The organism is Gloeobacter violaceus PCC 7421 (genome assembly GCF_000011385.1).
GTDB lineage: Bacteria > Cyanobacteriota > Cyanobacteriia > Gloeobacterales > Gloeobacteraceae > Gloeobacter > Gloeobacter violaceus.
This window is the reverse complement of record NC_005125.1, coordinates 562,839-587,344: the sequence shown is the minus strand read 5'-3', so window position 1 is coordinate 587,344 and position 24,506 is coordinate 562,839. Positions and strand designations below refer to the sequence as shown.

The 24,506-nt window shown below is 62.5% G+C and carries 29 protein-coding genes and 1 tRNA gene; 17 read left to right on the top strand and 13 right to left on the bottom strand.

The features are described 5' to 3' along the window. The first annotated feature begins 110 nt into the window (after positions 1-110). The 3 genes from GLL_RS02865 to GLL_RS02855 all read left to right on the top strand — a co-directional run bounded on the left by GLL_RS02865 (position 111) and on the right by GLL_RS02855 (position 2,484). Entirely contained in the window at positions 111-839 is a 729-nt protein-coding gene (locus GLL_RS02865; RefSeq protein ID WP_011140555.1) for an anti-sigma factor domain-containing protein, read from the top strand. Positions 840-934: 95 nt separating this feature from the next. Further along, on the top strand, positions 935-2,008 hold the full coding sequence (gene mnmA, locus GLL_RS02860; RefSeq protein ID WP_011140554.1) for a tRNA 2-thiouridine(34) synthase MnmA: 1,074 nt from the start codon (positions 935-937) through the stop codon (positions 2,006-2,008). A 47-nt stretch (positions 2,009-2,055) separates the two neighbouring features. Continuing rightward, positions 2,056-2,484, top strand: a complete 429-nt coding sequence (locus tag GLL_RS02855; protein WP_011140553.1) for a DUF29 domain-containing protein — start codon at positions 2,056-2,058, stop codon at positions 2,482-2,484. 87 nt (positions 2,485-2,571) lie between these two features. Here GLL_RS02855 and GLL_RS02850 read toward each other — a convergent pair whose 3' ends face one another. The 3 genes from GLL_RS02850 to GLL_RS02840 all read right to left on the bottom strand — a co-directional run bounded on the left by GLL_RS02850 (position 2,572) and on the right by GLL_RS02840 (position 5,482). Continuing rightward, positions 2,572-3,324: a dienelactone hydrolase family protein gene (locus GLL_RS02850; protein WP_164928540.1), complete on the bottom strand. Its 753-nt coding sequence runs from the start codon at positions 3,322-3,324 to the stop codon at positions 2,572-2,574. 91 nt (positions 3,325-3,415) lie between these two features. Next, complete coding sequence (locus GLL_RS02845; RefSeq protein ID WP_011140551.1) at positions 3,416-4,240, bottom strand: helix-turn-helix domain-containing protein; 825 nt, start codon at positions 4,238-4,240, stop codon at positions 3,416-3,418. Between the two features lie 39 nt (positions 4,241-4,279). After that, entirely contained in the window at positions 4,280-5,482 is a 1,203-nt protein-coding gene (locus tag GLL_RS02840; protein WP_164928539.1) for an acetylornithine transaminase, read from the bottom strand. Between the two features lie 167 nt (positions 5,483-5,649). Here GLL_RS02840 and GLL_RS02835 point away from each other — a divergent pair, with 167 nt between their 5' ends. From GLL_RS02835 to GLL_RS02825, 3 genes are read left to right on the top strand one after another with little or no spacing between them, the layout of a single operon-like run. After that, positions 5,650-6,654, top strand: a complete 1,005-nt coding sequence (locus tag GLL_RS02835) for a DUF1517 domain-containing protein (protein WP_011140549.1) — start codon at positions 5,650-5,652, stop codon at positions 6,652-6,654. Between the two features lie 40 nt (positions 6,655-6,694). Beyond that, positions 6,695-7,327 carry a hypothetical protein gene (locus GLL_RS02830; protein WP_011140548.1) on the top strand — a complete coding sequence of 211 codons (633 nt, stop codon included), beginning with the start codon at positions 6,695-6,697 and terminating at the stop codon, positions 7,325-7,327. A gap of 6 nt (positions 7,328-7,333) precedes the next feature. Beyond that, positions 7,334-7,867, top strand: a complete 534-nt coding sequence (locus GLL_RS02825; protein ID WP_011140547.1) for a TIGR04376 family protein — start codon at positions 7,334-7,336, stop codon at positions 7,865-7,867. A gap of 3 nt (positions 7,868-7,870) precedes the next feature. On the opposite strand, the gene GLL_RS02820 is transcribed toward GLL_RS02825, so the two are convergent. Further along, positions 7,871-8,266, bottom strand: a complete 396-nt coding sequence (locus GLL_RS02820) for a hypothetical protein (RefSeq protein ID WP_011140546.1) — start codon at positions 8,264-8,266, stop codon at positions 7,871-7,873. A gap of 175 nt (positions 8,267-8,441) precedes the next feature. On the opposite strand from GLL_RS02820, the gene larC reads away from it, so the two are divergent. Together larC and GLL_RS02810 are read left to right on the top strand one after the other, a co-directional pair. Then, the gene (gene larC, locus GLL_RS02815) at positions 8,442-9,707 is read left to right on the top strand and encodes a nickel pincer cofactor biosynthesis protein LarC (protein ID WP_011140545.1); all 1,266 of its coding nucleotides are present in this window, start codon (positions 8,442-8,444) and stop codon (positions 9,705-9,707) included. A 136-nt stretch (positions 9,708-9,843) separates the two neighbouring features. Continuing rightward, entirely contained in the window at positions 9,844-10,737 is an 894-nt protein-coding gene (locus GLL_RS02810; RefSeq protein ID WP_011140544.1) for a PRC-barrel domain-containing protein, read from the top strand. Positions 10,738-10,790: 53 nt separating this feature from the next. On the opposite strand, the gene folP is transcribed toward GLL_RS02810, so the two are convergent. Together folP and GLL_RS02800 are read right to left on the bottom strand one after the other, a co-directional pair. Continuing rightward, complete coding sequence (folP, locus tag GLL_RS02805; RefSeq protein ID WP_011140543.1) at positions 10,791-11,597, bottom strand: dihydropteroate synthase; 807 nt, start codon at positions 11,595-11,597, stop codon at positions 10,791-10,793. Continuing rightward, positions 11,597-11,950 carry a hypothetical protein gene (locus tag GLL_RS02800; protein ID WP_011140542.1) on the bottom strand — a complete coding sequence of 118 codons (354 nt, stop codon included), beginning with the start codon at positions 11,948-11,950 and terminating at the stop codon, positions 11,597-11,599. The genes folP and GLL_RS02800 overlap by 1 nt, the downstream gene beginning before the upstream one ends. 98 nt (positions 11,951-12,048) lie before the next feature. Here GLL_RS02800 and pth point away from each other — a divergent pair, with 98 nt between their 5' ends. Together pth and GLL_RS02790 are read left to right on the top strand one after the other, a co-directional pair. Then, positions 12,049-12,645: an aminoacyl-tRNA hydrolase gene (gene pth / locus GLL_RS02795; protein ID WP_011140541.1), complete on the top strand. Its 597-nt coding sequence runs from the start codon at positions 12,049-12,051 to the stop codon at positions 12,643-12,645. 332 nt (positions 12,646-12,977) lie between these two features. After that, positions 12,978-13,190 (top strand): hypothetical protein, encoded by a 213-nt coding sequence (locus GLL_RS02790; protein ID WP_011140540.1) that lies wholly within the window; start codon positions 12,978-12,980, stop codon positions 13,188-13,190. A gap of 51 nt (positions 13,191-13,241) precedes the next feature. On the opposite strand, the gene GLL_RS02785 is transcribed toward GLL_RS02790, so the two are convergent. The 5 genes from GLL_RS02785 to rdgB all read right to left on the bottom strand — a co-directional run bounded on the left by GLL_RS02785 (position 13,242) and on the right by rdgB (position 17,964). Beyond that, complete coding sequence (locus GLL_RS02785) at positions 13,242-13,949, bottom strand: class I SAM-dependent methyltransferase (RefSeq protein ID WP_011140539.1); 708 nt, start codon at positions 13,947-13,949, stop codon at positions 13,242-13,244. 49 nt (positions 13,950-13,998) lie between these two features. Beyond that, the gene (locus GLL_RS02780) at positions 13,999-15,063 is read right to left on the bottom strand and encodes a WD40 repeat domain-containing protein (RefSeq protein WP_011140538.1); all 1,065 of its coding nucleotides are present in this window, start codon (positions 15,061-15,063) and stop codon (positions 13,999-14,001) included. Continuing rightward, positions 15,051-16,400: a CobW family GTP-binding protein gene (locus GLL_RS02775; protein WP_011140537.1), complete on the bottom strand. Its 1,350-nt coding sequence runs from the start codon at positions 16,398-16,400 to the stop codon at positions 15,051-15,053. The genes GLL_RS02780 and GLL_RS02775 overlap by 13 nt, the downstream gene beginning before the upstream one ends. A 20-nt stretch (positions 16,401-16,420) precedes the next feature. Further along, complete coding sequence (locus GLL_RS02770) at positions 16,421-17,095, bottom strand: hypothetical protein (RefSeq protein WP_011140536.1); 675 nt, start codon at positions 17,093-17,095, stop codon at positions 16,421-16,423. A gap of 281 nt (positions 17,096-17,376) precedes the next feature. Continuing rightward, positions 17,377-17,964: an RdgB/HAM1 family non-canonical purine NTP pyrophosphatase gene (gene rdgB, locus GLL_RS02760; RefSeq protein ID WP_011140535.1), complete on the bottom strand. Its 588-nt coding sequence runs from the start codon at positions 17,962-17,964 to the stop codon at positions 17,377-17,379. A 196-nt stretch (positions 17,965-18,160) separates the two neighbouring features. Here rdgB and GLL_RS02755 point away from each other — a divergent pair, with 196 nt between their 5' ends. Next, positions 18,161-18,520, top strand: coding sequence for a hypothetical protein (locus tag GLL_RS02755; RefSeq protein ID WP_164928538.1), 360 nt, complete (start codon positions 18,161-18,163; stop codon positions 18,518-18,520). A gap of 54 nt (positions 18,521-18,574) precedes the next feature. Here GLL_RS02755 and GLL_RS02750 read toward each other — a convergent pair whose 3' ends face one another. Then, positions 18,575-19,591 carry a type I glyceraldehyde-3-phosphate dehydrogenase gene (locus GLL_RS02750; RefSeq protein ID WP_011140533.1) on the bottom strand — a complete coding sequence of 339 codons (1,017 nt, stop codon included), beginning with the start codon at positions 19,589-19,591 and terminating at the stop codon, positions 18,575-18,577. A 158-nt stretch (positions 19,592-19,749) separates the two neighbouring features. Here GLL_RS02750 and GLL_RS02745 point away from each other — a divergent pair, with 158 nt between their 5' ends. From GLL_RS02745 to GLL_RS02730, 4 genes are all read left to right on the top strand, one after another. Continuing rightward, complete coding sequence (locus GLL_RS02745) at positions 19,750-20,376, top strand: flavin prenyltransferase UbiX (protein ID WP_011140532.1); 627 nt, start codon at positions 19,750-19,752, stop codon at positions 20,374-20,376. A gap of 87 nt (positions 20,377-20,463) precedes the next feature. Continuing rightward, the gene (locus GLL_RS02740; RefSeq protein WP_164928537.1) at positions 20,464-21,450 is read left to right on the top strand and encodes a (S)-8-amino-7-oxononanoate synthase BioU; all 987 of its coding nucleotides are present in this window, start codon (positions 20,464-20,466) and stop codon (positions 21,448-21,450) included. A 7-nt stretch (positions 21,451-21,457) separates the two neighbouring features. Further along, positions 21,458-21,682, top strand: a complete 225-nt coding sequence (locus GLL_RS02735) for a hypothetical protein (protein WP_011140530.1) — start codon at positions 21,458-21,460, stop codon at positions 21,680-21,682. Positions 21,683-21,725: 43 nt separating this feature from the next. Continuing rightward, positions 21,726-21,797, top strand: a tRNA-Gly gene (locus GLL_RS02730). A gap of 156 nt (positions 21,798-21,953) precedes the next feature. On the opposite strand, the gene GLL_RS02725 is transcribed toward GLL_RS02730, so the two are convergent. Next, positions 21,954-22,208 (bottom strand): hypothetical protein, encoded by a 255-nt coding sequence (locus tag GLL_RS02725; RefSeq protein ID WP_164928536.1) that lies wholly within the window; start codon positions 22,206-22,208, stop codon positions 21,954-21,956. A gap of 245 nt (positions 22,209-22,453) precedes the next feature. Between GLL_RS02725 and GLL_RS02720 the strand changes: the two genes are divergently transcribed. Both GLL_RS02720 and pheA read left to right on the top strand, forming a co-directional pair. Next, positions 22,454-23,662, top strand: coding sequence for an NAD(P)/FAD-dependent oxidoreductase (locus tag GLL_RS02720; protein ID WP_011140528.1), 1,209 nt, complete (start codon positions 22,454-22,456; stop codon positions 23,660-23,662). A 9-nt stretch (positions 23,663-23,671) separates the two neighbouring features. Beyond that, complete coding sequence (gene pheA, locus GLL_RS02715) at positions 23,672-24,505, top strand: prephenate dehydratase (RefSeq protein WP_011140527.1); 834 nt, start codon at positions 23,672-23,674, stop codon at positions 24,503-24,505. Position 24,506 lies beyond the last annotated feature (1 nt).

Here is a 24,506-nt window from a genome sequence, read left to right as displayed (position 1 = left end):
CGTCTCGCCGCGCCGGGCACAGATACTCCGGCAAACGCCCCGGCTTCCGCCGTCACCCTGTGGCGGACCGGGCGGGCGACGGGCATCCCCTTAGCGAGTAGCCCCCTGTCATGAGTGGTCCACAACCGCCCGAAGAACACCAGGCTTTGCTGGTCGATTACGTCCTCGATCAGCTCAATCCCGAGCAGGCAAGCACTGTTCAGTCGCTCATCGCTCGCGATCCCGAAGCCGCCGCCGAGGTCGAAAGGTTGCGCCGCGTGCGCGATTTGCTCCCTTACGGTGTCGCGGCCGAGCCCCCCGCCGGGCTCGAATCGGCCATCCTCGCCGCCATGGATGCCGCCCCGTCCCAGGCGGCTCGCCCCCGCCCACGGTTGACCGTCGTGCCCTGGCGTCCCATCGCCGCCGCCGCTGCGGCGGGGCTGGTGCTGGCCCTGGGCCTCGACAGCCTGCGATTGCGCCAGGAGCTTTCCACCACTGCCGATCTGGTGCAGCTGCTGCAGCAGCCCAATACCCGTCTGTTTGCGCTGCGGGGCACCGGGGCCACCACCGCCGCCTCCGGCAGCATCGTCATGGATCTCGACCGGCGCACCGCCCTGGTCGCCATCCAGAACCTGCCCGCCTCGGCACCCGGCCAGACCTACCATCTCTGGGCGATCGTCGACGGCGAACCGCTCACCTGCGGCGAGTTCAAAACCGACGCCAAAGGCACCGCCGTCGCCCGCCTGGAGGTGCCGCCGGGACTTTATAGTTCTGTCGTTTCACAGCTGCTGGTCACCCGCGAAATGGCTGGATCGGCAGAAAAACCCGGCGAGGCCGAAGTGATGATTAGCGTCACCTGATGTCGTCAGGTGATCCTGCAACGTGTGGCGTCGCAGCCTTCAAGAGCCACTCGGTGCAATGACATACTGGAAGCTAATACCCGGATCTCCAATCCATGACTTCCAGTCCCAAGATTGTCGCTGCCCTGTCGGGAGGTGTCGATAGCTCCGTAGCCGCTGCCCTTGTGCGCAAGCAGGGTTACCGCGTCTGCGGCGTCACCCTCTGGTTGATGCGCGGCAAAGGTTCGTGCTGCTCGGACGGCATGAAAGATGCCGCGCGCGTGTGCGAACAGTTGGATATTCCCCACCACATCGTCGATATCCGCCAACAGTTCGAAGAGACGATCGTCGATTTTCTGGTGGAAGGCTATCGGGAAGGCATCACACCGCTTCCCTGTTCGCGCTGCAACAAAGAACTCAAATTCGGCCTGCTGCTCGAGTATGCCCGCCGCAAACTGGGGATCGGCACCGTGGCCACCGGCCACTACGCCCGCACGGGCTTCGATGGCCAGACGGGTCGCCATTGGCTGGCGCGCGCTGTCGATCGCACAAAAGATCAGTCTTACTTTCTCTACGACCTGAGCCAGGAGCAGCTGGCCAGTGCCGTCTTTCCTCTGGGCGAGATGACCAAGGACCAGACCCGCACGCTGGCTGCCGAATTGGGCCTCAGCGTCGCCCACAAGCCCGAGAGCATGGATCTGTGCCTGGTGGAGGCGGCCGGTTCGATGCGCAACTTCCTGAATGCCCACATCGATACCCGCCGCGGCGAGATCGTCGATACCAGCGGCAAGATTCTGGGCGAGCACGACGGCGCCCACCACTACACCGTCGGCCAGCGCCGGGGTCTTGGCGTCGCCGCTCCTTATCCGCTCTACGTGGTCGCCGTCGATGCCGCCAACAACCGCGTCGTAGTCGGAGCGCGCGAGGAGGCGACGGCCTGCGAGTGCACGGTGGGTCAGGTCAACTGGGTCTCGATGGCCGAACCCGAGGCGCCCATCCAGGCCGAAGTCCAGGTGCGCTACCGCTCCCAGCCCGTACAAGCGACAATTATTCCTCTGCCCGCTCGCGGAGCGCGTATCGCATTCGACGACGCGCCCCAGTTCGCCATCTCCCCCGGCCAGGCCGCCGTCTGGTACGCAGGCGAACGGGTGCTGGGCGGCGGGATCATTCTGGCGAGCGGCAGGAGCTAATTTGTGGCTTCGCCCTGTCACAATGGTCCCAGACGTGGAGCGCAACCGTGGCTTTCTTGTACGACAAGGACTTTGCCGCCTGGGCGACCCGGCAGGCCGAACTGCTGCGGCAGCGTCGGCTTGCGGAACTCGATCTTGACCATTTAAGCGAGGAGATTGAGGAATTGGCTGCTCGGGAGCGGCGCGCACTGATCAGTTCCCTCAAACTGATATTGCATCATCTGCTCAAATGGCAGTATCAGCCCGAGAAGCGCTCCACTTCCTGGGAGGAGACGATCATCCGGGAGCGGGGCAACGTCGAGGACGCCCTCGACGACATGCCGAGTCTGCGTCAGTTGCTTACCCCCGAATGGATCGACAAAGCTTATCGCCGCGCCTGCCGGGATGCCAATCGGGAGACGAAGCTACCGGACGACGCTTTCCCGGAACAATGCCCCTATGCGCTGGCGGATATTCTCGGCGATTGGTGGCCATGAGTCCATTTCCGAAAGTGTCGCCTGGAGAACTGGGTGTTCGGGCTCTCCTGCAAGCTGTGTTTCGGTGGCTGAACTCCTGAGTAGAACTTACGATACTACCGCCTTGAAAATCTCTTCAAGGAATTTCTGCAACGCGATCGTGGATCGCTTATGGGCAGAGGAATTGTACGCGATTCCGACCTCAGGCCTGTTTGCCAGAGGCCAGCTGAAGGAGTGCATGGCGTGACCGTAAGCATGGATTTGCCAATCCGCACCCGCTTCGGTCAACTCTTGCGCGACTGCGAGGACATCGGCGGGTGGCGCCATCGGGTCCTCCCAACCGTGCAAGATGAGCACCTTGGCTCGGATCGACGCCTGCACGCCGATCCGTGGCGGTTGAAGCACACCGTGGATGCTCACGACCCCCGGCACGTCCGGGGTGGCACTGCGCGCCACATCGAGGGCGCACAACCCGCCGAAACAGTAACCCACCACTGCGATGCGATCGGGGTCCACCAGGGGATGGCGTTTCGCCGCCGCAACCGCCGCGAGCAGGCGGCGGCGCAGCAGGGCTCGATCCTGCATCAATGGGGCCATCAGTGCGGAGTTGTCGTCGGTTTCACCGCCGCGCACGCCCTTTCCGTACACATCGAGGGCGAAGCCGAGGTATCCATAGGACACAAATTGTTCCGTCGCTGTGCGTATCGATGCGTTCTGTCCACTCCAATCGTGGGCAACGATGACGCAAGGGTGCTTTGAGCCGTCCGTGCCGTCATGGGCTACGTAAGCCTCACACAGGACCTCGTCGGCTGCATAGTCCAAAAATTCGGCGTAAATGCCTGCAGATGTCTGAACTGCCATGGTGGCCTGCCTTTCACTGTGCAATGCGACCAGCCTATGTGTACTTGGCCCGGACGTATTGAACGAATGCGACCCGCCTGCGGCCTCCACATCACAGATAGTGGGCAAGACCCACAGAAGCGAAGTGGGAATCTCCGGAAAAGTGCTGGGCGATCTCTGAGGTGGGTGTCTGGGTGTAGTGGCCGGGCGTCGTCCCCAGGTAGCGCCGCCAGGAGCGGATCTGGTGGGCCTGGTCGCTAAAACCTGCGAGCGGATCGCCTGTGCCCGTCTGGGTGGCGTGCAGGCTCGCAATCACCCGTTCCTGACAGATGAGCTGCTTCGGGGACTGGCCGATGTGCAGTTGAAACCACCGTTCAAGTTGGCGGGGCGACACCCCCACTGCCGCCGACGCTGCGTCGATACGCGCGGTGCGTCTGAGTGTGCGCCACGCCCCCTCGAACCGCTCGAACTCCGCCACCGGCCCCCTCGAAGCGAGACGGCCCAAAAGCCAGGCATCCAGGCGACGGGTGACTCTATCCGGCTGCCAGGCGCCGATGAGATCGTCGCTCAGGTAGTTCGTCACTCTCCCGCCCAGCAGCGCTCCGACATCCAGCCAGTTGTTGCGACTGTCCGTGCCGGTCTGAGGGAACAGGCGAGCGAGCCCTGGCACGCTCAGCATGACCATGACGAAATAGCAGCCCTCCCCCGAGTGCCAGGTCCGAGCGCGACTTTGCACTCCCAAAAGCGAGACCATGGGCACTGCCACCCCCGACTCATCGGCATTGGGCCGTCCGAAATGGACGGTCAACACGGCATTGGCGTGGGGTGTCGTGCGGATCGGTCGTCCCTGGTTTGCGTCGGCGAGATCCTCTACGAACCAGTAGCCGGTCACAAAGGGAGCAAGCGCCGGATGGGGAGAGAGCACCAGAGATTGCATGACGGCACCTCAGCGCATAGTGTACTTGGAGCCCGGCGTCTAAGCGGTGACCGTCACCGGCAGGCGGGCAAAGACGCCCTCCAAGATGGCGAGAGCTTCGTCTACTTCGATGGCGCTCACGATCAGCGGCGGCACGAAGCGGATCACCTCAGGCCCGGCGGAGACCAATAACAGCCCTTGCTCCATGGCCAGACGCACGATTTCGGCGGCGCGCGGCTCAGAGAGCACCAGCCCCTGCATCAGGCCACGGCCGCGCGCCGTGCGCACCAGCGGCTTGAAGCGCTCTACCAGCCGACCAAGACCGGCGGCAAGCTGGGCTCCGCGCTCGCGGGCGTTGTCCACCAGTTGCTCCGCTTCGAGTGTCTGGCAGACGGCAAGGGCCGCGGCGCAGGCGAGGGGATTGCCCCCGAAAGTGCTCGCGTGATCCCCCGGCTCGAAAATCGCAAAGGCTTCTTTGGCGCACAGCGCACCGATGGGCACGCCGCCGCCCAGGGCCTTGGCCAGGGTAAACACGTCGGGTTCAATGCCCAGGTGCTCGTAGCCGAACAGGCGACCGGTGCGGCCCATGCCGGTCTGCACTTCGTCGAGCATCAACAGAATGCGCCGCTCGGAGCAGAAGCGCCGCAGCTTCTGGAAAAATTCGACATCCCCCGGCACCACGCCGCCCTCGCCCTGAATCGGTTCGATGAGCACAGCGGCCGTCGCATCGGTGACCTGGGCGCGCAGCGCCTCAAAGTCGTTGTAGGGGACGTGCACGAAACCCGGCACCAGCGGATGGAAATGCTTTTGGTATTTGGGTTGACCGGTGGCGGTGACGGTGGCCATCGTGCGGCCGTGGAAGCTCTGGTGGGCGCAGATGATTTGTGGCTCGGCGATGCCCAGCACCGTGCGGCCGTACTTGCGCGCAAGCTTGATGGCACCCTCGTTGGCTTCGGCCCCCGAGTTGCAGAAGAACACTTGGTCGGCTGCCGAATGGGCGGTGAGCCATTCGGCCAGACAGGCCTGCTGGGGCGTGTAATACAGGTTGGAGACGTGGATGAGCGTGCGGGCCTGCTCGGCGACGGCCGCGCTCAGGACCGGATGGGCGTGTCCGAGGACGCAGGTGGCGATGCCGGCTACAAAATCCAGGTAGCGTCGGCCTTCGCTGTCCTCGAGGTAGCACCCTTCGCCGCGTTCGAAGACCACAGAGAAGCGCGCGTAAGTGTGCATCACATGCTGTTCAAAAGCTTGCTGGACTGTCATCACGGCTACCACTTCAAACCAAAACCACTCTACTCCATCCTTCCCGAACGCGCCTCGTTGCTGAACGGCATCTTCGCCGTCAGTTCCTGTCGGATGAGGTATACAGCAGCCCTGGGCCGGTCCGTATACTGAAGGCAAGGAAATACGGTTTATTTTGAGGATTTAAGATGGCTCCTCCCGCCAAGACCCTGTTGCGCCGCACCGCCTCCTGCAGTCTGGCTTTGGGCCTCGCCCTGGGCGCTGTGGCTTTCGACGGCGCCGAAGCCTGGGCCAGGCGCTCATCGGGAGGCCGCATCGGCGGCGGCTCCTTCCGCGCCCCAAGCCGCAGCTACACCCCGGCGCCTTCTCCGCGCACCTACTCACCTGCCCCCGGCGGCTACTACAGTCCGCCGCCGGTTATGCCGGTACCGGTGCCGATTCCGGGACCGGGCTATTATCCGCCGGTGGGCGGCGGTTATGCCGTGGGTGGCCCCGGTATCGGCCTCAGTTCAATTCTGTTGATTGTCGTAGTCGTCGGGGCCGGTTTTTACGTTCTGCGGGTGATTCGCCGGGGAGCTTCCGGCGCGGTGGGAGGCCAGGACGGTGCCTATGCCGCGGGCTTTGACCCGGATAAAGTCGAAATTTTCCGGCTGCAGGTGGCGCTACTCGCTTCGGCGAAGCAGCTGCAGCGCGATTTGACCCGGATCGCCGAGGAAGCCGACACCACTACTCCGGAGGGACTGGCCCGCCTCAACCAGGAGGTCTCCCTGGCGCTGTTGCGCAACCCCGAATTCTGGGTCTATGCCAAGAGCGACCAGCAGATCCTACCGCGTCTGACGGCCGAATCGCAGTTCAATCGCCTGGCGCTTACCGAGCGCACCAAGTACACCGACGAGACCGTCAGCCGCAGCGGCGAGCAGAGTGCCCTGGTCAAAAAGACCTTCGTCAACGACAACCCCGACGAGACGGCCGAGTACATCGTGGTCACGATCCTGGTAGCCAGCGAGTCGGGCGTGCCGACTCTCGAGGAAGTCCGCAGTTCCGACCAGTTGCGCCAGGCGCTCGCTACGATCGGCAGCCTCTCGGGCGAGCAGATTGTGGCACTCGAGATCATCTGGTCGCCTTCGGATGAAAAAGACACCCTCACCGCCGAGGAACTGCTCACCCAGTACACCGATTTGGTCCGCATCTAGGTGGGTATCCTACCCTCGAATCCATTTATCGAGGGCAGCCATGGGCGCACAACTGCAACCGCACCGCGCGGCGCTTGAATCGGAGGCGCAGGCGATGATCGAAGATCTCTTCTACCGGATAGAGGGGTTGCTCGCTGAGGCGCAAAGGGGCGATTGCGAACCGGCGCCCTTGCCGTCGGTTGCGCTCGCCGGTGCTGGAATCAGCCTGGCGACGACGGCGGGCTTTGCCGCAGCCCTGGTAGCTACTTTAGGAACGGCGCTATGGAGCGCTGCCAAACCAGCCGCTTCCCTCCCGATGGCCATCCCCGCACCTATTCCAGCAACGCGCGAGCCGGTGCCGGACCCGTTGACCCAGACCCAAGCGCTGGCCCACCGGTTGGCCAGACTGCCTGCGGCCACCAAAGACCCTTTTGAGCCGCCACGGATGCTCATCGCGCCGGTTCCCGCGGTTGCTGCAGCTTCCGAAACGCTGCACCCCCCCGCCAGGCTGGTGGGCGTGATAGAAACCGCGGGTAAGCCGGTGGCGGCGCTGCTGCAATTGGGAGAGCGGTTCGGCGAACATCTCCCCGGGGGGAAAGTCGGCAAAGGCTGGCGATTGGAGCGGATCGAGGCCGACCGCGTTATTCTGAAGCGAAAGGGGCACACGCACACCTTGACCATCGGAGGCGACTGAATTTCTATGGGCGTTTGGGAAGATTTCAGCCAGTTCCTCGAAGGTCGCCTGGAAGAATTCCTCGAAAAAAATCCGCGCCTCAAATTGCTGGTGCTGCTCGAAAATGTCCGTCAGCAGGAGGCGGAAGCCGAGCAACAACTGACCCAGTGCCAGGCCGACATGCGCCGCATTCAAGATGAGATCGTCGCGGTAGCCCGCGATGTGCAAAAGTGGCAGGATCGCATCGCCCAGGCCAAGGCGGGCGGGCGCGAGGATCTGGCCCAGGCTGCCAAGGAGCGCTCCGACGCCCTGCTGCGCCGCGGCAACGAACTGTGGGGCCAGATGAGCGTGCTCAAGGAGCAACAGCAGCAGACAGCGGCGATGCTGAGCCGCATTGCCCAAAAACGTCAGGAACTCGAAGCGCACATGGCTGCCCAGCAGGGTGAGACCGCCGCGCGCTCCGCCCGCAGTATGGGCTTTGAAGGCTCCGACGACCTCGATGCGCGCTTTCGCGATTGGGAACTGGAGCAGGAACTCGAACGGCTCAAGCGCCGCAAGTGAGCCTTAGTTGAACAGATCGCCAAAATTTTCTTCCAGGCTGCGGTGGAAGCTCGGGTTGGGCAGATAAGCCCAAAACAAACAAAGCACGATCCAGCAGATAATCCAGGGGCTCAAGTTGCCCAGGGTCAAAAACAGGGCACTGACCAGGCCAAAGAAAAACGAGGCGCTCGTGTGGACCAGCAGGCTGCCGCGGTTGATACGGCGGTAGACGGCCGGCACCAGAAAGCCCACCAGCAAAATGATGATGAACGCGACCAGGAGAGCCAGAAACGCCCGGCCCAGATCGTTGGCGACCGAAAAAGACAGCGCAAAGAACAGTACAAAAGTCAGAATTGGTGTGGCGAGTGTGAGTAGAGCAGTCGGAAATTCGAGGCGGGGCCGGACCGGGCCGTTAGTCATGGCAGTACTCCTCAAAAACTAGACATCAACCATAAAAGTGTCTCGGCGGGGTGAGGCCCTTTCCCGAGCGGGCGATGCCGCCTACGACTCGGGAACGCGCGTCTTGATTTTAGTGGGCGCAAACTGCGACAGCAAGCGCTTTAGACTGGCTTTAGGACGCTCTGGAGCTCTGGCGATGAAACTGGCTTATTTCGACTGCCCGGCGGGTATTTCGGGAGACATGTGCCTGGGGGCGCTCGTCGATGCCGGTGTGCCTGCCGACTACTTGATTGCGCAGCTGGCGAAACTGCCCATGCACGACGAGTACCGGCTGCACTTTGAACGGGTCGTCAAAAACGGCGTCGCCGCCACCAAGGCCCGCGTACCCCTGGGGGAGCGCGCCGGTCACACCCATCGCCACCTGCCCGAGATCCGCGCGCTGCTCGAGACGGCCAGTCTGCCGCCGCGGGCGGCCGAGTGGAGCGTGCGGGTCTTTGTCGCCCTTGCCCACGCCGAGGCCCTCGTGCACAATACCACCCCGGAGCGGGTGCACTTTCACGAAGTCGGAGCCACCGACGCCCTGGTCGATGTCGTAGGCACCTGCCTGGGTCTCGATTACCTGAATATCGAAGCGCTGCACTGCTCGGCGCTGCCGGTAGGCGGCGGACTGGTGCACGCCGCCCACGGGGTAATGCCTGTGCCCACCCCGGCGGTGGTGCGGCTGTGGGAGTCGCGCCGGGTACCGGTCTACAGCAACCGCATCCACCGCGAACTGGTCACCCCGACCGGGGCGGCCATCGCCTGTGCTCTGGCGGCAAGCTTCGGCGAAATGCCTTCGATGGCCGTCTTGCGGGTGGGATTGGGCGCCGGGGATATGGACCTGCCCATCCCGAACATCCTGCGGCTGTGGCTTGGAGAAGCAACCGAGCCCCTGCTTGCCGCGCGCGCGCGCACGGTCACCGACGTTCACGCCCATGCCCACCACGATCACTCCCACGAGGAGGTGGTGGCCTGCCTGGAGACCCAGACCGACGATCTCAATCCCCAGATAAGCGGCTACCTGTTCGAGCGGTTGCTCGCTGCCGGGGCGGCGGATGTCTTCACCGTCCCGGTGGGCATGAAAAAATCCCGCCCCGGAACGCTGATGACGGTTCTCTGTGCGCCCCATCTGCTTTCTACCTGCGAAGAGATTCTCTTGCGCGAGACGACCACCCTCGGTGTACGCAGACATTTTCAGGTGCGCTCGGTGCTTGAGCGCCACCACGAGCCGGTCGAAACCATCTTTGGAACCGTGCGCATCAAGGTGGGTAGCCGCGATCAGCAGGTGCTCAACGCCCAGCCCGAATTCGAGGACTGTCGGCGGCTATCCGAACAAACCGGCCAACCGCTCAAACTGGTGCAGCAGGTCGCCCTGGCCACCTGGCACCAGCGGCGGCCTACACAAAGTGAAAGACAGAACTAGATACTTCTTACCGCAGGGGGAGTCCAACAGTCCTTGATTTCTGATAGACGTGGAAAGTCAATCCAACACCATGTCAGCCCATGCTCGAACCGTTCATCTGGATCGAAGCAGCATCCACTACCACCGGGAGGACCGCATGAGTATTCAAGAAGGCGTTCTCAAGTACAGCGAACTCATCAACCGTCCCATCCTCGATTTGCGTACCACCGAGGAACTGGGCCGTGTCGACAACCTCTCGACGGTAGAGGACGCCCACCGCGTGGCGGGCATTATTTATAAGTCCGGTTTTTTGGGGGGCCAGAAGAAGACTTTGCTGCTCAGCCAGATCCGGGCCATTGGACCTGACGCCCTCATGGTCAACACCGATGGCGAAACCGACGAACAGATCAAATCCGGTGAGTCGCTGGTCGGTCACGAAGTCTGGACCGACGGCGGCAGCCGCATCGGCAAGATCACCGATTTTCTGTTCGACGGCCAGACCGGGGTAATCAGCCATTATCTGTTCGCGGCTTCCGGCTGGAGCGGCATCACCGACGGCACCTACCTGCTCGAAGCGTCCGCCATTACCACCCCCGGCAAGAAGCGGGTGATCGTGAACGAAGCGGTGGCCAAATCGAGCACGCTGTATTCCGAGGGACTCAAGCAACGCCTCGGTACTGCCCTGGAGCAGGCCAAGGAGCGCAGCCAATCGCTCACCGATCAGCTCAAAGAACGCACCGCCGCCCTGGGCGAGCAGGCCAAGGGATTGGTTGACCAGGCCAAAGAGCGCGGCCAGGTTCTCGGTGAACAGGCCAAAGAGCGCGCCGCCGCCCTGGGTGAGCAGGCCCGCGAACTGGCGGACCAAGCTATAGAGCGTGGTCAATCGCTGGTCGAATCGACCCAGGAGCGTCTGCATCCGCCGACTACCGATGTCGAGGCGACCGTCGTCGAGGAACCACAGCCGTTGCCGCCTGCGGAGCCGGTCGACAGCAGCGTCACCCCGAGCGAACCACTCGAACCACAGCCCAAAGATCCGCACACCCCGCATTAAGTTCGCATAGGTAGGTCTGGATAAAGCCGGGAAGTTTCCTGCTTCCCGGCCTTTCAGGCCAGCGCTTGCGCCCGAATTGCTGCAATCACTCGGATAGCGTCGCTGAGCGGAGCGACTGCGTGGGTGCGCAGGTAATCCACACCGGCCAGATACGCCCAGATTTCGGCGGCCAGGGTACCGTGGTCTCGCCCCCCGGCAGGGCGCCCCCCCAGTACGCTGCCGATAAACGACTTGCGCGAAACACTCAAGTACACCGGCAAGCCGAAGCGGCCCAGTCGGTCAACGTGGGCAAGCACCCTCAGACTCGGTTCGGGGTTGCTGCCCAAAAAAAAACCCATGCCGGGGTCAAGTATCAACTGTCGCTCCTGCAGACCGGCACCCAGCAACCGGTCGATCCGCCCCGAAAAAAACGCTTCGATTTCATTCCAGACCGTTTCGCAATCCCCGGGCCGCTGCTCGGCGCGGGCCTGCCGGTTGCGCGCAAACATCAGCACCACCGGCACCCGAAAAGTTTTGAGCACTTCGACACTGCGCGGATCTGCAAGGGCGGTGATGTCGTTGATCATCCGAGCGCCCAGTTCCAGACAACGAACCATCACCGAGCTTTTGCAAGTGTCGACCGCCACGGAGACCCCGTCCGCGCTCAGTGCGGCAACGACCGGGGCGAGGCGCTCTGCTTCTATTTCTGCTGTAACCTGTTCACCGTCAGGGTTGCTCGATTCTGCACCCAGGTCGATCCAGTGGGCGCCCTCACCGCGCAGCCGCCGTGCATGACCGATGGCCCGCTCAGCATCGAGAAACTGGCCTCCGTCCGAAAAGGAATCGGTAGTAATGTTGACGATGCCGACTATCTGGGTCATCAGCAGCAGGAGCAGGCAAAGGCCGGATCGGCATGATCGCGCGCCCACCGCCGAATCTCGTCGCCTTCAGGGCTGCGCAGCACAAAAGCATTGATGTCGCTTAAACTTTCGAACTTGCCCCGGGCGTGCAGCTTGAGGATGGTGTTTTTGTTGGGCACCCGCGGCCACTGTTGGGCAAGCCAGTAGCAACCGGGCAACTCCCGGGCGATCTTCATACGGGCTTCCACCGGCGAAGGCGCTTCACCGAGAAGCGAGTCATTCAACGTAGAAAGGCTCAACCGCCGGTACTCGCGGAAAAACCAGGTACTGAACTCTTTTTCAGGGTTGGGCGGGGCGCTGAAGCCTTTGCTCATACGTTAGCCACGGGGTGACTGCTCCATTATGGGCCGATTGCTCCGCCACCCACACCCAGCCGTTGCGGCGAGCCGCTGTGGGGCGATTGAATAAAGTCATGGAACTGCGCTTGTTCGTCGGGCTTGGCAATCCTGGCCTCCAGTACACCCAGACCCGCCACAACGCCGGGTTTCTTGCTGTGGACGCCCTCGCGAAACGTTGGCAATGCAGTTGGGTCGAAAAGAGCCGCTTCAAAGGCTATCTGGCCGAGGGGGCCGGCCCTGGGGGCCGGGCCATTCTGCTCAAGCCGACCACCTACATGAACCACTCCGGCCAATCGGTGCGCGCGGTGGCCGATTACTTTCGGCTGCCGCCGCAACAGCTGCTGGTGCTCTACGACGAGGTCGCCCTGCCCCTGGGCAAAATCCGCCTGCGCCCCGAAGGGTCCGCCGCCGGTCACAACGGCATCAAATCGCTTATCGAACATCTGGGCACCAACCAGTTTGCCCGGCTGCGCATCGGCATCGGCCGGGAGCCGCCTCCGCCGGTGCTCACCAACTACGTGCTGGGCAAATTCGCTCCCGAGGAGCAGGAGCAGTTGCCTGCCATCCTTGACGGCTGCGTGGAGGCAGTGGAGGCGGTGCTCGCCAAGGGGCTGGAAAAGGCGATGAGCATTTATAATGCGAGGAGTTTTGGATCCCCCCCAGACCCTTAGCGCGGGGGAGGTGATCTTTGTGGTACTGCCCGAGGCGAGCTTTTGACTCTTTGTCGGCTTCGAGCGTCGCCTGGCGCGCGGCGGCGATGAGTTCGAGGCGCGAGGGCATCGGGTCCGCGGCAGTGACGGCGACGTTGACCAGGGCGGGAATGACCAGGGCCATCACCAACCACAGTCCGACGAGGGCAAGGGCGTTGGTAGCGGAACTTTTGCCCAGTGCGCCGACGGCGATAGCCAGGGCAAACCAGAAGCCGCCGTAGGCCACAGAGGAGCGTTATCCAGAGTGCCAGACGAAGCCACAGCAGGGCGAGCCGCCCCTGCCCCGTTTCCAGGTGTCCCATGCCGCACCGGAGCGGCAAGGGGCTTGGACCGACGCCGTCGCGGCGCTTTCGGCGGCGGCAAAGCTGATTCCCCTGGCGGTGTCGGCTGTCGCCTGCGCGGCCGGTCAGTACGGCTACCGGGGCGAAATCCGCTTCGACCGCAAAGGCCCGCTGCCCTTCGACGATCACCTCGAAGTGCTGCTCCTGCCCACGAGCGAAGCCTGAAGGGCCAACGCGAGCCAGGGACTGGCCAGGGTAACTATAGATAGATAACTTCTAGCTCAGTGGTGTTCGCTTAGCATACCAGGCGTGAATGAGAAGGGTCTGGAAGAACAATACAGGCGCATCAAAGCCACTCGATTCAATGATTGATTCGACTTCAATTGGCGGTAGTACAGCAACATCCCGACCATAAGAAGCACAAAATTTTTCAACCTCCTCAGCAGGTACTTCGGAATACCTCAGCATGCGTATCCAAACCTCAAGAAGGCTTTGGTAGGCTGAAGTGGACATATCGGAAGCTAGATCAGAACTGACCAAATATCCATCAGGGGAAAGTCGTGAAGCAATTTGACTAAAAAAGTTGCGCCGCTCATCTTGCTGCGCAAAGAAGTGAGAAACTAGAAGGCAAGTTGCCGCATCGAAAGAGGGCGATGCAGGCAGTGAATCAAGATAACCTTCGTGAAAAGTGCAACGTGGCGCGATGCCACTTTCCTCGGCGCGCTGGCGACAGATGTCAAGCATCGGTGCCGCGGGCTCTACCGCAGTAAACTGCCACCGTGGAAATGTTTGGGCGAGGTCAATCAATTCCAAGCCGGTTCCCACGCCGACACAGAGAATCCGTGCATCGGTAGGAAGTTCGGACAATACCAGGCGGATAAGCAAATGAAGTGCGTCGCGCAGCGGGGCCAACTTAGCGAACCTTTTGTCGTAGGAAGCAGCGCGTTCCTGGTCAAAAACAATAGATGGCTCTTGATTTTGCATGATGAAAGCGAATGAGGTTGCAATCTGTATTTGGCCAGTCGCATTGTACTCAATGCCTGCCGAACCCCCGGCCCTCGGTGGGTACTCCCCAGGCGCTCACTTCGCCCGAGGCCAGGCCGCAGACAAAGCTCTGATCATCCGGGCGCCAGGCGAGGTTGTCCACCGGGGCGTTCCCCTGGGCAAAAGCAACCGGTTTGGTTTGCTTGAGGGGATTCCAGAGGCAGACGCTTCCGTCGCTGCTGCCGGAGGCAAGCAGGCCGCCTCGATGCTGGTAGGCAAGACCCGTGACACTGCCTTGATGGGCAGACAGTAGCCGCGGTCGGGTGTTGGCCGGACCGCGGCCAGAGAAGTCCCAGACGGTGATGATCATGCCGCTCGCCGTGGCCAGGTAGCGGCCGCCGGGCTCCCAGGACAAATTGCGCACTTTCGTCTCGAAGCCGCGCATCTGGAGATCTTCGCCGCTCGTTGTCTCCCAGATGTGCACCGTGGCGTCCTGACAGCCGCAGACGATCCATCGCCCGTCCGGGCTCCAGCTCAAAGCGATGAGCGACCCCTGGTACTCGAAGACGTCGGCGGGTTCGGGCTTCAGGGGCAGGTGGAGCCGGACGGCCCCGTAGCAACTGGTGGCGAAGCGCCTCTGCCCCGGATGCCACACCAGGCCGGAGATCGTGCTTGTGTGCGGGGGCTCGGCGGTGCGGATGAGTTGACCGTCCGCGCTCCAGAGGTTGAGGCGGCGGCCCGCGGCGGTGGCGAGGAGGTAGGGGGCGTCGGACCAGGCGAGGTGCTCGACCCAGGCGGCACCACCCTCGAGCGCTGCCATCTCGCGACCGGTGGTCGGATCCCAGAGCCGGGCTCTGCCATCCTGACCGCCCGTGGCCAGGTATCGGTCCCGGGGCGACCAGGCGAGGGTGAGGGTGCCGGAAGGATGGCCCGGCAGGGTGGCCGCCACCTCGCCGGTGTCGCCCGCCAGAAGGGCCACGGGCCCCGAAGCGGTTGCCGCCGCGAGCAACGTGCCATCCGCGGACCAGGCCGTGGCGGTGACGTAGTCTTCCAGACCCGTGCGCCAGCGCTCCGCCAGGGTGTGCGAGTTTCTGGAGCGCTTCAGACCAGACACGCTTTGAACTCCCGCACCAGCCGGTTGCGATCGAGGTTGCGGCCGATGAAGACCAGTTGATTGGTGCGGGGTTCGTCGCTGCCCCAGGGCCGATCGGCGCTGCTATCGAAGAGCATGTGCACGCCCTGAAACACATAGCGGCGGTTGTCGCCCTGCAGGTGGAGAATGCCCTTTGTCCGAAAGATATCGACCCCCTGTTCGCGCAACAGAACGCTCAGCCAGGCGCTCAACTTCTTTGGGTCGACCGCCCCTTGCACTTCGATACCCACCGAGGTCACCTCCTCGTCGTGGGTGTGCCCCGCCTCGAAAGTCCGTCCGATTCGGGGTGTACGGGTGGCACCGTCGGCGGCGTGCACCGTCAGGTCGAATTCTTCCGGGCGGTGCTGGGTGAAAAGGGAGTAGGTCCCCGCCATCTGGATTTCAAGGAAAAAGTCTTTCGCGCCCGCCTTCGCCAGGTTGAGGGCGACGGGTGCTGCCTGGGGCACCAGCGCGCCTTTGGGATGGACCGGCGGTGCCTGCTGCGAGAAGAGGGGCACCGCCTCTTGCTGGGCAGCTTCCAGGGCGGCCTCGTCGGTACCTTCGGCCGCGAAGAGGGCAAGCGTCATGCTCGAATCAGGACCATCCTGCAGGGCAAGCGTGTAGGTTCCGGCCGCCAGTTCGTAGATCCCACCCCACTCGAAGGGGTATTCCGGTTCCAGAAAAGTCGGCTTGACCGCGAGCGCCCGCTCCAGATCAAATCCGCCGATCTCAAGCACCCGGTCCATCTCCACCGCTGCATTTTGGGTGCGATGGACACGCGCCAGGGCGTTCATCGAGCGTACCCGTTGCTCCAGGGTGTCCAGCTCTTCGGGGGTGACGAGGTCGGTTTTGTTGAGCAGGATGACGTCGGCGAAGGCAATCTGCTCCTTGCACTGATCGCTCTGGTCGATGTGCTGCCAGATGTGCCGGGCATCCACCACCGTCACGATGCCGTCGAGCTTGAGTTGACTGCGCATCTCGTCGTCGACGAAGAACGTTTGGGCCACGGGCGAGGGGTCCGCGAGCCCCGTGGTCTCGACCAGGATGTGGTCGAACTTGTCCTTGCGGCGCATCAGGCTGCCGATGATCCGGATGAGGTCGCCGCGGACGGTGCAGCAGATGCAACCGTTGTTCATCTCGAAGATTTCTTCTTCGGCGTTGACGACCAGGGCCTGGTCGATGCCGATTTCGCCGAACTCGTTCTCGATGACGGCGATGCGCTTGCCGTGCTCCTCGGTGAGGATGCGGTTCAAGAGCGTCGTCTTCCCCGAACCCAAAAAACCGGTCAGAACTGTCACCGGTACACGGTTACTTTCCATTGGTCACTGTCTCCTAGAAGTCATTTCGATTCATCGAGCGCGGGCTTTTCGACACTCCAGAGCCTGAGCGCCACGAGCAAAGCAAACAGCCCACCCCCTGCGGCCAGGGAATAGGGTTCGAAATCGAAACCCAGCAATTGCGCACCGCCCAGTCCGAAGGAGAACACCACCACCGCAACGCCGAGCGCGCGACTGGCAATCCGGGTGCGTCGTCCGCCCGATGCAGAGGCGCGCTGCACCCGCGAAGCGAGGTAACCGTCAGTGCCGTCCACCAGGATCATCCCCAGGCTGAAAGCGGTTCCCAGAAGCAAGGGATCAGCCCGGTTACTCAGTGCCAGAGCGGACAACTGGCTTGCGGTTTCGAATCCGGCGGCAAGCAGGACACCGAGCAAAAGCGGGCCGGTGGTGACCAGGCGAGGAACCCGTACCGGATGGGGGTTGGCCAACCGCCAGAGATTGAGCGCCCCCAGGGCGATGAGCAACCAGGGCGACCACCCCCCCGCAACAGCAGCGACCGCCCCACCCACCCCCACCGCCAGCAGCGTGACGACCGCCCCGTGCCCGAGGGCGAAAAGCAACCCGTTCCAGGGACCCGGGTGCACCCGCGCCAGACCGTCGATCGCCGCCAGATGATCGGCGTCCATCCCGTGGCGCATCCCCAGCACCAGCGCCAGAAACAGGAACGACTCTTCCATGGAGAGTTTGGTTGAGAATAACAATGATAGTCGTTCTCAAACATAAGTCCGCTCGGTCCAGATTGCCAACCCCAGGGCAGCGATCGGCGAGAAGGACGGGAGGCCTCTTTTTGGGGCTGCCTTTGCTGCTTTCCGGCGCGCACTCCACTCTGATGTGCAAAGCCCCGCTGCCGTTGATGCTGCCGGCGTACACTTCCTCCCCCACCGCCTTTTCCACCGGCATCGATTCACCGGTGATCGGGGCCTGGTCGAGGGCGCTGTGCCCATCGACGATCCGCCCGCTAATGGTCAACAATGAACGTACCTCGGCTGCACCCCGAGAGCAACTTGCGCACTGCCCGGCCCCGGTGGCTGTGGCGCTCTTTCTCGACGATGTCGAGTTCGGCAAAGGTTTTGTCCAGTTCGGGCACCAGAAAAATCGGGTCGTAGCCAAAGCCGCCGTTGCCGCGCGGGGCGTGCAGGATGACGCCCCGGCATTCGGCTTCGACCTCTTTCAGTACCCGGCCGGGTTCGGCCAGGGCGATGGCGCAGATGAAGCGCGCACCCCGGTCGGCTTGCCCCGCCAGCGCAGCGAGCAGGCGGGAGATGCGCTCACCGTCGTTGCGGCCGTAGCGCGCCGAATACACTCCCGGCGCTCCGCCGAGGGCGTCGACCGCCAAACCCGAATCGTCCCCCACACTCCACTCCCCCGTGCGCTCCGCCGCCGCGAGGGCCTTGAGGCGAGCGTTCTCAGCAAAGGTCGTCCCGGTTTCCTCCACCGCAAAATCCGGCGGGGCCGCCTGCACCACCCAGCCCGTGCCAGCGAGTAAACGGCGCAGTTCCTGTAGCTTTCCTTGATTGTTTGTTGCCAATATTAGGAAACGCATCATTAGTTCAACGAACAAAAAGTAAACACTGACATCTTTGTATTATTGTCTCAAGGGGATTGCAACGAAGCTCAATGAAACAATGAGCGATATCAAGATGTGGAATAAATTTGTTGTGGAACAGATATTTAAAAGCTTTTTGGCCTAACCTGAATTTATCGCTCCTTCGTCTGTGGATCAATAGCAGTGGGTGTGTCCGATGGCAAATTTCTATGACCTGAAACACTACATCGCCCATTACATCAATAAAGGGCGTTGCCTGGTCAGCGAGAAGGGAAAAATCACGACCTTCTCTGAGCGGGTCTACGACCGCCGCGGCAATTATTCCGAGCAATTCAATCACTTTATCGACCGTCTGCTCGAAAGCGGCGAATTTTTCCATCTCTACGTCGAAGGGGATGGCTATGCTTTCTCCGACTTGATTCATTCGCGCTTCGATCTCGAATATTGCGTGCGCTGCCGTGAACCGATCCCGGTACCCACCAACGGTGCGCTCGGTCCACCGGCGTGCTATCTGTGTCCGGAGTTCGAGCCGCAACAAGAAGCCCAAGTCTCCTGAAGCAAAAAGCGGGTGCTGGAGCACCCGCTTTTTTTGTGTGGGCTGAGGCGTTACTTAAGCTGCCCACTTGCGGGCGACCAGTTCGGCCAAATCGACGACGCGCTGGGAGTAGCCCCACTCGTTGTCGTACCAGGAGATCACCTTTACCAGGTTGTCCTTGAGCACCATGGTGAGCTGGGCGTCCACGATCGACGAGACGTCGGTAATCCGGTAGTCGATCGACACTAGCGGAATTTCGCTAAAGGCGAGGATGCCTTTGAGTTCGTTCTCGGAGGCCTCTTTGAGGACGTGGTTGACCTGCTCGACAAGGGTGGGTTTTTCGACTTCGACCACCAGGTCCACCACCGAGACGTTGGGGGTGGGCACCCGGAAGGCCAGACCATCCAGCTTGCCCTTCAGTTCGGGCAGCACCAGGCCGATGGCCTTGGCCGCCCCGGTGCTGGTGGGCACGATGCTGAGGGCAGCAGCGCGGGCGCGGCGCCAGTCGCGGTGGCTCGCATCGAGCAGGCGCTGGTCGCCGGTGTAGCTGTGGATGGTGGTCATCGTGCCCTTGACGATCTTGAAGTTCTCGTGGAGCACCTTGGCCACCGGGGCCAGGCAGTTGGTGGTGCAAGAAGCATTGGAGATAATCGTGTGCTTCTCAGGGTCGTAGTTGTGATCGTTGACACCCATGACGAAGGTGCCGTCGTCATTCTTGCCCGGCGCGGTGATGAGCACTTTTTTGGCGCCGGCGGCAAGGTGCTTGGAGGCACCGTCGCGGCTGGTGAATACACCCGTCGATTCGATCACCAGATCGACACCCCAATCCTTCCAGGGTAGATTGAGCGGATTGCGGTCGGAAAAGCACTTGATGGTGTGACCGTTGGCGGTGAGCGAATTTTCGTCGGCGCTCACCTCGCCGCTGAACTGGCCCAGCATCGAATCGTACTTAAGCAGGTGTGCATTGGTGTTGGGGTCGGAGGTGTCGTTGATGGCAACGACTTCAAAATCCGACTGTTTGCGACCCAACCAGCAGCGCAAGAAGTTGCGCCCGATCCTCCCGAAGCCGTTGATTGCTACTTTAATCGTCATTATTGCGTCCCTGCTGAATGAACACCCATGGTGTGGGGTAAGCCCCAGCCATCTGAAGTTTACATTGAAAATTCTACCAGGGGGCTTGCCGGTTCTCTGAAGCATTCGACATAGGGGATCGCCTAGGCTGGAAGGCGTCGCTCGTCAAGATCCCGACCTTGCAGACCCAGGCTCCATCCTCCCGGCCGATCGTGCTGGGCGTGGCCGGCGCTTCCGGCTTGATCTATGCCGTGCGCACCGTGCGCTTTTTGCTGGCGGCCGGTCACGCAGTCGATCTGGTCGCTTCGCGGGCGAGCTTCATGGTCTGGCGCGAGGAAATGGGTACGGCGATGCCGGTGGAACCCGCCGAGCAGGAGCGCTTCTGGCGCGAACAGAGCGGCGAGAGCGGCGGCAAACTGCGCTGCCACGCCTTTGCCAATCTCGCCGCTTCGATCGCCAGCGGCTCCTACCGCACCCGGGGCATGCTCGTCATTCCCTGCAGCATGTCCACCGTCGGCAAACTGGCGGCGGGTCTCAGCTCGGACTTGCTGGAGCGGGCCGCCGATGTGCAACTGAAAGAAGGCCGGCCGCTGGTGCTGGTACCGCGCGAAACGCCCTTCAGCCTCATTCACCTGCGCAACCTGACGGCGCTTGCAGAGGCGGGGGCGCGCATCGTGCCAGCCATTCCCGCCTGGTATCAGCAGCCCAAAACCATCGAAGATCTCGTCGATTTTGTGATTGGCCGGGCGCTCGATCAGCTCGATATCGACCACAGCCTTTTTGAGCGCTGGCACCCAGACACTTGAAACACTCCGATTGAGCGATTCATCACAGTTTCATGCTTCGGTGCGTTTATAATTTGGGCGCAGGTCCACCATGGGAGCGGGTTGGTGATGGCAACGATTCGAGTGGGGCTTCTTGGGTACGGCGGTTTGGGCCAGGCTGCCGCCCGGATGCTCGCAGTCAAAAAACAGATGATTCTGGTTGCTGCCGCCGACAGTAAAGGGTACGCCTATCACCCCGAGGGGCTCGATGCGGCACGCCTTTCACTCGCCGTCTCCCGGCACGGGTCGGTAGGTTATGACCCGGCTGTCGGTGTACCGGCCGACGCCCCGATCCAGGCGTTGCTCGAACAACAAGTGCCGGCGGACGGCTATTTTCTTGCCCTTCCGAATTTGCCCAACACGTTTATGGCCTCGGTGGCCCGTACCTTTATCACCTCGGGCTGGCGAGGGGTACTCGTGGACGCCATCAAACGCACCAGCGCCGTCGAACAACTGCTTACCCTCGCTCCTGACTTGCAACGGGCCGGCATCACCTACGTCACCGGCTGTGGAGCCACCCCCGGCCTGCTCACCGCCGCCGCCGCCCTGGCCGCCCAAAGCTTCAGCGAGGTGCTGAGCGTACAGATCACCTTCGGCGTCGGCATCGCCAACTGGGAAGCCTACCGCTCGACGGTGCGCGAGGACATCGCCCACCTGGAAGGCTACTCGGTCGAGCGCGCCCGAGCGATGAGCGACGCGCAGGTCAGCGAACTGCTCGATCGCACCGGCGGCCTGCTCACACTCGAAAAGATGGAACATGCCGACGACATCCTGCTGGAGTTGGCCGGTATCTGCGGGCGCGAGCGGGTGAGCGTGGGCGGCGTGGTCGATACGCGCAACCCTCAAAAACCGCTAAGCACCAACGTTCGAGTCACCGGCCGCACCTTCGAAGGCAAAACCTCGACCCACACGTTCACCCTCGGCGACGAAACTTCTATGGCTGCCAATGTCTGCGGCCCGGCTCTGGGCTATCTCAAAGCAGGTATTGAAATGCACAGGCGCGGGCATCATGGGATTTGGAGTTCGGCCGAGTTGATGCCCCGCTTCGTTGGCTAAGACCGCTATGACCCGCATCTCCCGAGAACAGCTCAACCGCATCAGCAACTTCACCAACAGCAGCCACCGCATGCGCGCCCGCGTCGTCGTCAACCGCTTCTGGTGGGATAGCTTCGGGCGCACCTACCGCAACAGCGCCGATTTGCTGCTGCTCGACGAACCGCAGGCCGAGGCCCTGCTCGACCTGTTGACCCAGGAATGGGAAAGCGACCCGGCCCTGAGCGCCGGTTGACACCACGGCCTACCAGTAGCCATAATGATGTTCGCGCTGTAACGCGGGTGTAACTCAGTGGTAGAGTGCTTCCTTGCCAAGGAAGATGTCGAGAGTTCGAATCTCTTCACCCGCTTGTTGAAAATTTACTCACAACTACAGCAGAGGCAATAAGTGGCGTGGACGGTGTAACCACTTACTTCGCTATTCGCTGCATTGTAACAATTTCGCAACGCAGGATACTCCCGTTGGTGTTTGCTCCTTAACGCCGTCTCCTGTGATTCAGCCGCTCTCAAGCGTCGTCCGCCAGCCGCTGCAAAGCGGCGATCCCTATGCTCGAACCGTGCGGGCCAAAGCGGCCCTGCAAGTATGGCTTCAACAGCTCGATCGCTTTTTCCGGCCAGAGAATGTCGCTGACGGCCAAATGGGCGATGGCTTCGAGCACAGCGGTGTCGAAAGCCCTCGCTCCCATTGCCCTGATGGTGCGCTCGCGCTCGCGCAGAACGTCCCGCAGATCGATCTCCGGATCCGGACCTTGCGGATTCATAGAGTTATCTCCAAAATTGAAAACAAAGACCCGCAACTTTTGAAGCTGCCGCCTTGGAAAACTGGGTCCGTGAGCCACTATGTGTAGTGTCTAACACCCCTGCCCCAGATTCTATAACACTACATGTAGAACCTCAAGGATTTTTCATTGAAATAGAGTAGCTGTGCCGAATTTGTGGCGAGGTCGGTTCTTTGCCGCTTCTAGAATTGGATAAGCAGCGTTTTTATTCCCTTGCAGGACAACCCATGCAAACAATCGTGGTCGGTGGCGGGTATGCGGGTCTGCGGGCCGTCCAGCTGCTGGCCGGTCAGAATCTGCCGGTCATCCTCGTCGAACCGCGCCGCGAACACATTTTGCGTCCGCGGCTGGTGGCCGCCGCCGCCGGGCGCACCGCCCTAAAAGAAGTGAGTGTGCCGCTGGCGCGGGTTTTGCCCACGGGGGTGCGCCACCTGCAGGCGACGGCGCTGGGTTTCGACCCGGAGACGGCGGCGGTGGAGACCGACTACGAAATGCTCCAGGGCGACCGGTTGGTGATTGCCGTCGGTTCGGAGGCGAATCTGAGCGCCTCGGGCGCTCCGCGCTACACCCTGCCGCTCTATAGTCTCGAAGATCTGCAGCAGGCGCTCAGCCACTGGGCGCGGCTGGAGGACGCCCTGCAGCGCGAGCGCTGCGATCTGAGCCTGTTGCGCTGGGTGATCGTGGGCGGCGGCATCACCGGCGTCGAACTGGCGGCGGAACTGGTGCACCTGGCCAGGCGGTGGCGCAACCGCTACGGCGGTCTGGCCGAGGCGATCCAGATTCACCTGATCCAGCGCGGCTCCCGGTTGTTGCCCGATTGGCCCGTTCAGGCCTCCGACTGGGTGACCCGCTGGCTGAAGCGCCATCGGGTGATCGTGCAGACTGCCACCGCGGTGCGGCGGGTGCGCGCCGACGGCGTTGTGCTCGAAGGCCCCGCCGGACCCGAGGAACTGGCCACCCAAACAGTCTTCTGGACCGGCGGCAGCCGGCCGGTGCGCCTGGAGGAAGAACCCGCCGATCTGCGCGACAAAAGCCAGTTTCTGCGGGTGGATCCGTATTTGCGGCTGGTCGATTATCCGCGCACCTACGCGATTGGCGACAGCGTCCTACCGTTCAATCCGCAACTCAATCGGACGTTGCCCCCCTGCGGGCAACTGGCGGTGCGCTCGGCGGAGGTGGCCGCCGCCAACATCGTCGCCGAGAGCCGTGGGGAAGCACTGACCGCCTTTGTGCCCACCATCGAGCGCATCGCCCTGTCGCTCGGGGCCTTCGACGGCCTGGCCGTGGTCGACGGCCAGGTGCTTACCGGCACCGCCGGTTGGACGGTCGCCCAGGCGGCTGACCTGTTCTACTTCAATGCCATCCAGAATCCGCTGCTCGCGCGCATGGCCCCGGAGCTGTTCAGCGGCACCGGGTTACCGAGCGAGCGGCAGTAAGATGACTTCATGATTTTGCGCGTCGCCTTTTTGGGACCGAGCGGCACCTACGCCGAGGAAGCCACCCTGGCCCTGTTGGGGAACGAGTGCGAGCGGCTTGCCCACCCGAGCATCCAGGGCACATTGCGCGCCGCCGCCGCGGGTGAGGTCGACTGTGCCGTGGTGCCGGTGGAAAACGCCGTCGAGGGCACGGTGAGTGCCACCCTCGACACCCTCTGGCTCTATCCGCAACTGCGGGTGCGCCGGGCGCTGGTGCTGCCGGTGCGCCACTGCCTCATCGGCCCTGTGCAACACCTCACCGATATCCAGGCGGTCTACTCCCACCCCCAGGCCCTTGCCCAGTGCCAGGGATGGCTCGAAGAACATCTCGGAGCGGTTGAGCGCATCCCCACCGCTTCGACCAGCGAGGCGCTGCGCCACATCGGAGCGCACACCGCCGCCATCGCCTCCGAGCGCGCCGCCCGGCTGCACGGGCTCAGGGTCATCTTCCGGGCGATCAACGACCACCCCGACAACTGCACCCGCTTCTGGCTGGTGAGCGAAAAGCCGCTGACAGAAACGCTCCCCCCGCCGGGCGGCTGCACCTCGATCGCCTTTGCCCTGCGCCGCAACCAGCCGGGGGTGCTCCACGAGGTACTCTCGATCTTCGCGCGCCACCGCATCAACCTGGCCAAAATCGAATCGCGGCCGACCAAGAAGGTGATCGGCGAATACTTGTTCTTTGCAGATCTCGAAGGCGGAGTCGAGGCTGAACCGGTGAACACAGCCCTTCGGCAGGTGGCCGCAGTGGTGGCCGAACTCAATATCTTAGGAAGTTACGCAGTCGAGCAGAGCGGCGGTTGAA